Raw genomic sequence first — 7,685 nt, 5'->3', positions numbered from 1 at the left:
ATTGTTCTTTAAAGCGATTAAACAGAACCTGAAATTAAAAGCCTTTTTAGGCCGAAGCAAGAACGCCATTCAGACGCAAATCTGGATTGCGATGATCGCCTATTTACTGGTAAGTTTCGCTCAACATTTAGGGAAAAAAGGCTGGACAGTTCAGCGCTTACTCAGAATAATTCAAGTGAATTTATTTGAAATAAAAACCTTAAAAGCGTTATTTTCACCCGATAAAGTCCCCATCAAACAAGAGGAAGCTTAAATGAGCTTCCTCTTGTAAAAATTGTGGGACAGCAGTGACATCATGTCCTCTTTTTTATTATTTATATTTTACTAAAATACTTTTCAGCTTTTACGTGACAATAAAAATTGTGAAATCTGATTGAGTTCAGCTGCATTTTCACCAAACATTGTCAAAGCGCTAAACGCCTGATCATGCAATTCTTTGGCATAAGTTTGGGCCTTTTCCAGACCCATCAATGCTGGATAAGTCGATTTATCCACTTGCTGATCTTTACCGGCAGTTTTTCCTAATACTTCGGTATCGGAAATAATATCCAGAATGTCATCTTGCACCTGGAAAGCCAATCCAATCGCTTGCGCATATTCACGCAGCTTAGGAATTGCTTGATCAGTACCTTCAAACACAGTGACCGCAGCCATCATCACCGAAGCAGAAATTAACGCACCAGTTTTATTACGGTGAATATTCTCCAAAGCTTCCTGATTGACATGCTTGCCTTCGGCTTGTAAATCCAGCACCTGACCACAGACCATTTTTGAACTGGCTGTCGCCAAAATCTGCATCTGTTTTAAAATAATCGATGGATCAACCGCAGGCCCTTGATCAAACAGACGACTGCCTAAGATTTCAAAGGCCATCGACTGTAAAATATCACCGGCAAGTAATGCTGTATCTTCACCAAAAGCCACATGACAGGTCGGCTGACCGCGACGCAACAAATCATTATCCATACACGGCAAATCATCGTGTGCCAGCGAATAGCAATGGATCATTTCAATGGCTACTGCCGCACGGCGTACTGCCGCAAAATTTGCATTTGGCTTTATCGCCGCTGTTGCATAACAAAGCGCTGGACGAACCCGTTTACCACCGAGCATCACAGCATGATGCACAGCCCCTTTCAATGGTTCTGGAATGGAAAATGCGTCTAATGCCGTCAATAAATCTTGTTGAATACGTTGCTGTGCTTGGGTTAATACATTTGCATGTACGTCAGTTAAAGATGACACATTCGCCTCGAATATTTTGCTTTGGTTCGTCGATTTAACCATCAAAAATCAATGATTGATCTAATATACAACGCTCTTGTCATCATCGACAGAGAACTTGCGACTCATGATACTGCTTTCTCGCAAGATTCTCTATCTGGTTTGTTATTTCAAGCTATCTTCAGGAATTCGAACCCAACCTTCCATCAGAACTCGTGCGCTACGGCTCATCACCGCCTTCTTCACCTGCCATTGTCCATTTTCCTGCACTGCTTGCGCACCGACACGTAAAGTCCCTGAAGGATGACCAAAACGTACTGCTTCACGTGCTCCCCCACCCGCAGCCAAATTCACTAGTGTTCCCGGAATCGCAGCGGCAGTTCCAATAGCAACAGCCGCTGTTCCCATCATGGCATGATGCAGTTTACCCATCGACAAGGCACGAACCAGTAAATCGACATCACCCGTTTGAATGGCTTTACCACTTGAAGATGTATAGGCTTTAGGTTTAGACACAAAGGCAATTTTAGGCGTGTGTTGACGTTTTTCAGCTTCGGAAATATCCAGAATCAAACCCATCTGTTTTGCCCCATAGGCACGAATGGTTTCAAAACGTGCCAGTGCTTGCGCATCGCCATTAATGGCGTCTTGCAATTCAGTCCCTGTATAGCCAATCTCTTCAGCATTTAAGAAGATGGTCGGAATACCGGCATTAATAAATGTCGCTTGGAAAGTACCGATATTCGGAACGTCCAAAGTATCGACTACATTTCCGGTCGGGAACATGGCACCGCCATCTTCACCATCATCTGCCGGGTCTAAAAATTCAATCTGAACTTCGGCTGCAGGAAAAGTCACGCCATCCAGTTCAAAATCACCGGTTTCCTGCACTTGTCCATTGGTCATCGGTACATGGGCAATAATGGTTTTTTGAATATTCACTTGCCAGATTCGTACCGTACAGATGCCATTTTCAGGAATACGCTCTGCACTGACCAAGCCGTTGGAAATCGCAAATGAACCTACGGCAGCAGTTAAGTTGCCACAGTTACCACTCCAGTCGACAAAAGGCTGATCGATCGCGACCTGTCCAAATAAATAATCTACATCATGATCAGGCTGTGTGCTTTTGGTTAAGATAACGGTTTTACTGGTACTTGAACTTGCTCCACCCATACCATCAATTTGCTTGCCGTATGGATCTGGACTGCCAATCACACGCAATAACAATTGATCACGCACTTTTCCAGCCTGCTGTGCTGCTTCCGGTAAGTCATCCAATTTAAAGAAAACACCTTTACTGGTACCGCCACGCATATAGGTTGCTGGAATTTTGATTTGTGGAGCAAAACTCATTTTATTGATCCTTGATATTTATCATTGTTTTAAACAACATACGGGAAATGTTGATCACTTTTATCATAATGCTTTTTTCAGCAAAAACACTCACTACAGGACTTAAGTATAAAAAACGAACCCTAAACTTTTTCTTATAATTTACATCATTTTATTTTATGTAATTAAAAATAAAATTAATTCATTGATTCAAAATCGAAATATACAAAATATTTTTTTGTGATTATTTTTTAACAAGCTCCCTCCTAGCCCCGTACTAGGCTTATACAAATCAATCCATTACAATCACAATCTTATCCATTGTCGGGCTGAGTACTTTGAACAACGAGTCTTCTAAACTTCAGCGTGGCTTAAAGAACCGTCATATCCAACTCATCGCCATGGGCGGAGCAATTGGTACAGGCTTATTCTTAGGTTCCGCACAGGTGATTCAATCTGCAGGTCCTTCCATCATTTTGGGTTATGCCATTGGTGGGTTGATTGCATTTTTAATCATGCGTCAACTGGGTGAAATGATTGTACATGAGCCTGTAGCAGGATCATTCAGCCATTTTGCCTTTAAATATTGGGGGAAATTTCCCGGCTTTTTAGCAGGTTGGAATTACTGGATTTTATATATTCTGGTGGCCATGACAGAGCTTACTGCTGTCGCCAAATATATTAATTACTGGTGGCCTTTTATTCCTGCCTGGGCATCGGTACTGTTCTTTTTCATTGTGATTACTTTAGTCAATCTCGGCAATGTTAAATTTTATGGTGAATCAGAATTCTGGCTTTCCATCATCAAGGTCACTGCGATTGTATCCATGATCGTGTTCGGTTTGTATTTATTACTCACCGCAGATGCTGGCTCAACCTCTTCATTTAGCAATCTTTGGACTCATGGTGGATTCTTCCCGAATGGATTTGAAGGTTTATTCTATATGCTTGCTTTCCTCATGTTCGCCTTCGGTGGTATTGAGCTGATTGGTATGGCTGCAGCAGAAGCTAAAGATCCTGAAAAGACCATCCCTAAAGCCATTAACCAGGTGGTTTTCCGTATTTTGCTGTTCTATATCGGCTCGCTGACGATTTTATTATCATTGGTGCCATGGAATCAGCTTGATTTAGGTGGTCTGGATAAAAGTCCATTTGTGATGATTTTCAGTCAACTCGGGATCGGCTGGGCAGCGCATTTACTGAATTTCATTATTTTAACCGCTGCGCTATCTGTTTATAACAGTGGGATGTATGCCAATAGCCGTATGCTTTTCGGCTTGGCACAGCAAGGCAATGCACCAAAGGTATTCCAAAATGTGAATAAACAAGGTGTTCCTATTCCTGCTGTTTTATTTTCAGCACTGTTAATTTTTGGTTGCGTACTTTTAAACTACTTTGTTCCAGAAGATGCCTTAAGCCATTTGATGTATGTGGTAGTTGGTGCATTAGTTTTAAACTGGGCGATGATTACATTGACTCACCTGAAATTTAAACAAGCCGTTAAGCAAGCGTCAATCCAGACCAAATTCCCTGCACTTTGGTCTCCCATCAGTAATTATCTCGTTCTGATCTTTATTGCGACCGTACTTTATATTATGTGGACGCAAGGTTTTAAAGAATCTGTACTGATGATTCCGATATGGATTGTGGTGATGTTCGGCTTATTTAAAGTACTCAAGATGAATAAATCTTAAGCAGAAATCATAAAGATCAGTCTTTTAAAAAGTTATTGTTTCGACAATAACTTTTTTTTTATCCGTATTTGCGCTAAATTAGCTGCGCATTGTGCCCTTAGCTTAACTGGATAGAGCAGTTGCCTCCTAAGTGACCGACGCGGGTTCGACTCCCGCAGGGCGCACAACCCCAATAGCAGAATATAAAACAATTTGGTTAAAAGACATTTATATTCAATTAGATATACTGTGCACATAGAAGAATATAGCTAAATATACAAGGATATAGTTGCAAAATATAAGGATATGATTGAGGATACATACAGTTCTACTCAATATGTATCCTTATTTCATTATGGCCAAAAAGACTATTCCGCTATCTGACTCCAAGTGCACAGGGGCAAAACCACAGGAAAAAGACTACTCTTTGTATGATGGTCATGGACTTATTTTGTTCATCCGAAAGAGTGGCTCAAAGGTATGGCGATTTAAATACAAAAGAGCCAACGGTAAAGATGGCTTAATGACGTTAGGCAACTTCCCTGCTTTAAGCTTAAAAGCTGCCAGAGATAAACGCCGTGAATTAGAAGAACTTATAGCTAATGGCATAGATCCAATCGAACATGGGGAAATACAAAAGGCTAAATTAGATAATGCCTATAGTTTTGAGGTTATAGCTAGAGACTGGCATAAGGAATATAGCAATACAGGTCGCTGGATTGAACATACAGCTGAAAGAGCATTAAAGAACTTAGAAGATTATGTTTTCCCTATCATCGGGCAACAGTCGATAGATGCAGTAAAGCCTAGAGATCTTGTTAAGGTTTTACGCTCCATTGAAGAATCTGGATATGCAGAAGTATTAAAGAAAACTCGCCAAAGATTTAGCAGCATATTTGCTTATGCGATATCACGCGGTCTCATAGAAGAAAATCCTGCTTACTTTCTGAAAGATGTCTTTATAAAAACTAACAAGTCTAAACATCACCCTCAGTTACCATTAGAGCAACTGCCCGAGCTTTTGCAAAAACTAGAAAATGATAAGGGCTACCCTATAACCAAGTTATGTACAACATTTGCACTTCATACGTTTGTACGTTCCAGTGAATTCCGATTTGCACGTTGGAGTGAGTTTGATCTTCAAAAAGGCATATGGACCATACCGGGAGAACGGGAATTAATCCCTGGACAGAAGTTTTCTAATCGCGGTGCCAAAATGAAAATGGATCATTTGATTCCATTATCACCTCAGGTTATTGATATCTTAAAAGAGATCCATCCTTATAGTGGTATGACTAAAAATGTCTTCCCAAAGAATGGTGATCCTCAAGGATTTATTAGTGAATCTACAATCAATAAGACGCTACGCCGTATTGGCTATGACACTAACAAAGATATATGCGGACATGGTTTTAGGGGCATGGCTTGTTCTGCCTTGGTACAGAGTACCCTATTCCAAAAAGAAGCTGTAGAGAAGCAAATGAGTCACCAAGAACGCGACCAAGTACGTTTGGCTTATACGCATCAAGCAGAATATTTAGAGGAACGTAAAGCCATGCTCAACTGGTGGAGCGACTATCTGGAAGCTAACCGAGTTGGGTATATCAGTCCATATGACTTTACTCAACAATTGCTTAACGATGATGTAATCAATTTTAAATATGCAAAGTTAGCAAAATAAGAGGTTAATCAACTCGTTATTTTATCAGTTTGCTAAGCCTAGCTCGACGGAGCGAAAGTCGGATACCCAATCCGATTGGCTTAGCTCCTATATTTGGGCGCCGTGGGAGGCATGCAAATGTTGAAATCATACTATTCTGCAGAAGAAGTACTTCAACTCCTTAATAAAAAAAGTAGTCCAAACTTATCTTATAAAGACTTAAAAGATTTATGTTTAAGAGGTAAATTAACACCTGCTATATATTTTGAAGGCAATATTGTTTGTATTCATGAGGAGCGCTCTCCAAATGAAATTGATGCTCGTGAGTTAGGCCCTCATGAAAGATCTGTAAGTTGGACAAGTATTTTTAAGGGCTATCTCCATTCTAGAGATTTTTTAGATTTCCTTGAATCTTCTACTGTTTCCAACCCTAAGACTGATGTCTTTTTTAGATTTGAAAAAATTATTGAATGCTTAGAGTCCGAGAATGAAATTAAATTGCTTAATCAAAATGAGTATTTAAAAGCATTTTCTCGAATGACTGATGATGATATTAGAAATATCCGTTGGCTTATTGAAGCACATCACTTTGAAGGCAATCCCTTCAGCTCAACGGATATTGTTTTCCATCATCAGGAAGTTCAAAGGCTACTAGATCCAGAACAAAATGAAACTAACTTAAAATTTATTGACTATTCAGATAATAAATTTTTATCAAAAGTATTAAAGCAATTATTCTACGATCCAATTACTGCAGCATGTCTTATGACTGGAGATGATCCAGCGCAATTAGAAGTATTAAAAGCAGCCAATCAGAAATTGTATGAAGTTAAATATCCTGAGAATTTTGAAGCTTTAACTTTAATCTTGAGAGCAATTGAGATGGGGATTCTAAAAGCTAATTCAGATCTAATTATTAGCGAAATACCTTTAAAAGAATTTTTAGTTGAGCGCGGCTATATTATTAATGGGTTTAATAAAATTCATTATGATGGAACGTATTTCCCTTATCATTATGATAAAAAAAGATTTAAACAACCTATTCCTTTGAACTTGTCTGAGTGTGATCCTCTCTCAGAAATTAACTACTTAAGGTTTAAAGTATCAAAACAAAAAGATGAGATTGAAAAATTAAATTTTTTTAAGAATAGCTTATCAAATAATAATAGTGAATGCTTTGAAAGCAAGACTTACACTGATGTGGGTGAATATTCCACACCTGCATTGGAAGCTATTAAAGGCGTAATTATAAAATATTGGGTTAACTATGACCCAAAATTTGATGTACCACCTAAACAGACAACTGTAATGGACTGGATTAAAGATAATTACCCAGAATTTAAAGAAAATGATTATGTGAAAAAAGCTATCGATAGGCTATGCCGCCACCCCACTGCTAAGCTCGGAGGAAACTCTAAAGTTGAGTCAGATTCTAAGAAAAAAACATCAAAGCAGTAACTCCAAAAAAATAATAAATTTCAATATATTAATACTGGGGTAACTCCTAACACCCACGGCTGAAGTGTGAACCGTACCGGGTTTGTCGGAGACAGTTTATTTAAGTTAGGCTACCTGACCTAACGGATTAATTTTATCATAGTACATTGCTTCAAAATCAAAAGGTGACACATAACCTAGCGCACTATGTACACGTTCTTTATTGAACCAATCTACCCAGTTTAGTGTCGCAAGTTGTACATCTGCTAAACCTTGCCAATCTGCTTTTAAATATTCAATCACCTCTGTTTTGTATAAGCCATTCATCGTTTCAGCCAAAGCATTATCGTATGAAT

6 protein-coding genes, 1 tRNA gene and 1 pseudogene are annotated in these 7,685 nt (G+C 39.1%); 5 read left to right on the top strand and 3 right to left on the bottom strand.

Features of this window, described 5'->3' with window-relative positions; genetic code table 11:
- Nucleotides 1-253, top strand: a pseudogene (locus E0409_RS16205) (IS4 family transposase); the annotation flags it as partial.
- A gap of 83 nt (nucleotides 254-336) precedes the next feature.
- Here E0409_RS16205 and E0409_RS16200 read toward each other — a convergent pair.
- Nucleotides 337-1,245: a polyprenyl synthetase family protein gene (locus E0409_RS16200; RefSeq protein WP_131292558.1), complete on the bottom strand. Its 909-nt coding sequence runs from the start codon at nucleotides 1,243-1,245 to the stop codon at nucleotides 337-339.
- A 144-nt stretch (nucleotides 1,246-1,389) separates the two neighbouring features.
- Complete coding sequence (gene prpF, locus E0409_RS16195; RefSeq protein ID WP_131292555.1) at nucleotides 1,390-2,580, bottom strand: 2-methylaconitate cis-trans isomerase PrpF; 1,191 nt, start codon at nucleotides 2,578-2,580, stop codon at nucleotides 1,390-1,392.
- Between the two features lie 317 nt (nucleotides 2,581-2,897).
- Between prpF and E0409_RS16190 the strand changes: the two genes are divergently transcribed.
- The 4 genes from E0409_RS16190 (at nucleotide 2,898) to E0409_RS16175 (ending at nucleotide 7,350) form a co-directional block, all read left to right on the top strand.
- Complete coding sequence (locus E0409_RS16190) at nucleotides 2,898-4,253, top strand: amino acid permease (protein ID WP_131292552.1); 1,356 nt, start codon at nucleotides 2,898-2,900, stop codon at nucleotides 4,251-4,253.
- A gap of 91 nt (nucleotides 4,254-4,344) precedes the next feature.
- Nucleotides 4,345-4,417: transfer RNA gene (locus E0409_RS16185), tRNA-Arg, on the top strand.
- Between the two features lie 170 nt (nucleotides 4,418-4,587).
- Nucleotides 4,588-5,913, top strand: a complete 1,326-nt coding sequence (locus E0409_RS16180; RefSeq protein ID WP_078426429.1) for a tyrosine-type recombinase/integrase — start codon at nucleotides 4,588-4,590, stop codon at nucleotides 5,911-5,913.
- A 117-nt stretch (nucleotides 5,914-6,030) separates the two neighbouring features.
- Nucleotides 6,031-7,350: a hypothetical protein gene (locus E0409_RS16175; RefSeq protein ID WP_131292549.1), complete on the top strand. Its 1,320-nt coding sequence runs from the start codon at nucleotides 6,031-6,033 to the stop codon at nucleotides 7,348-7,350.
- A 105-nt stretch (nucleotides 7,351-7,455) separates the two neighbouring features.
- Here E0409_RS16175 and E0409_RS16170 read toward each other — a convergent pair.
- On the bottom strand, nucleotides 7,456-7,685 hold a 230-nt coding region (locus tag E0409_RS16170), incomplete at its 5' end, for an integrase core domain-containing protein (protein ID WP_165541353.1).

The organism is Acinetobacter sp. ANC 4862 (assembly GCF_004336635.1).
Lineage (GTDB): Bacteria > Pseudomonadota > Gammaproteobacteria > Pseudomonadales > Moraxellaceae > Acinetobacter.
Note: the sequence above shows the minus strand (reverse complement) of the source record. Positions and strands in the feature narration are given on the sequence as shown.

Bases quoted from the DNA above. Each gene is read 5' to 3' on its own strand.
- E0409_RS16175 (WP_131292549.1), top strand. From the start codon at position 6,031: ATGTTGAAATCATACTATTCTGCAGAAGAAGTACTTCAACTCCTTAAT.
- prpF (WP_131292555.1), bottom strand. From the start codon at position 2,580: ATGAGTTTTGCTCCACAAATCAAAATTCCAGCAACCTATATGCGTGGC.
- E0409_RS16180 (WP_078426429.1), top strand. From the start codon at position 4,588: ATGGCCAAAAAGACTATTCCGCTATCTGACTCCAAGTGCACAGGGGCA.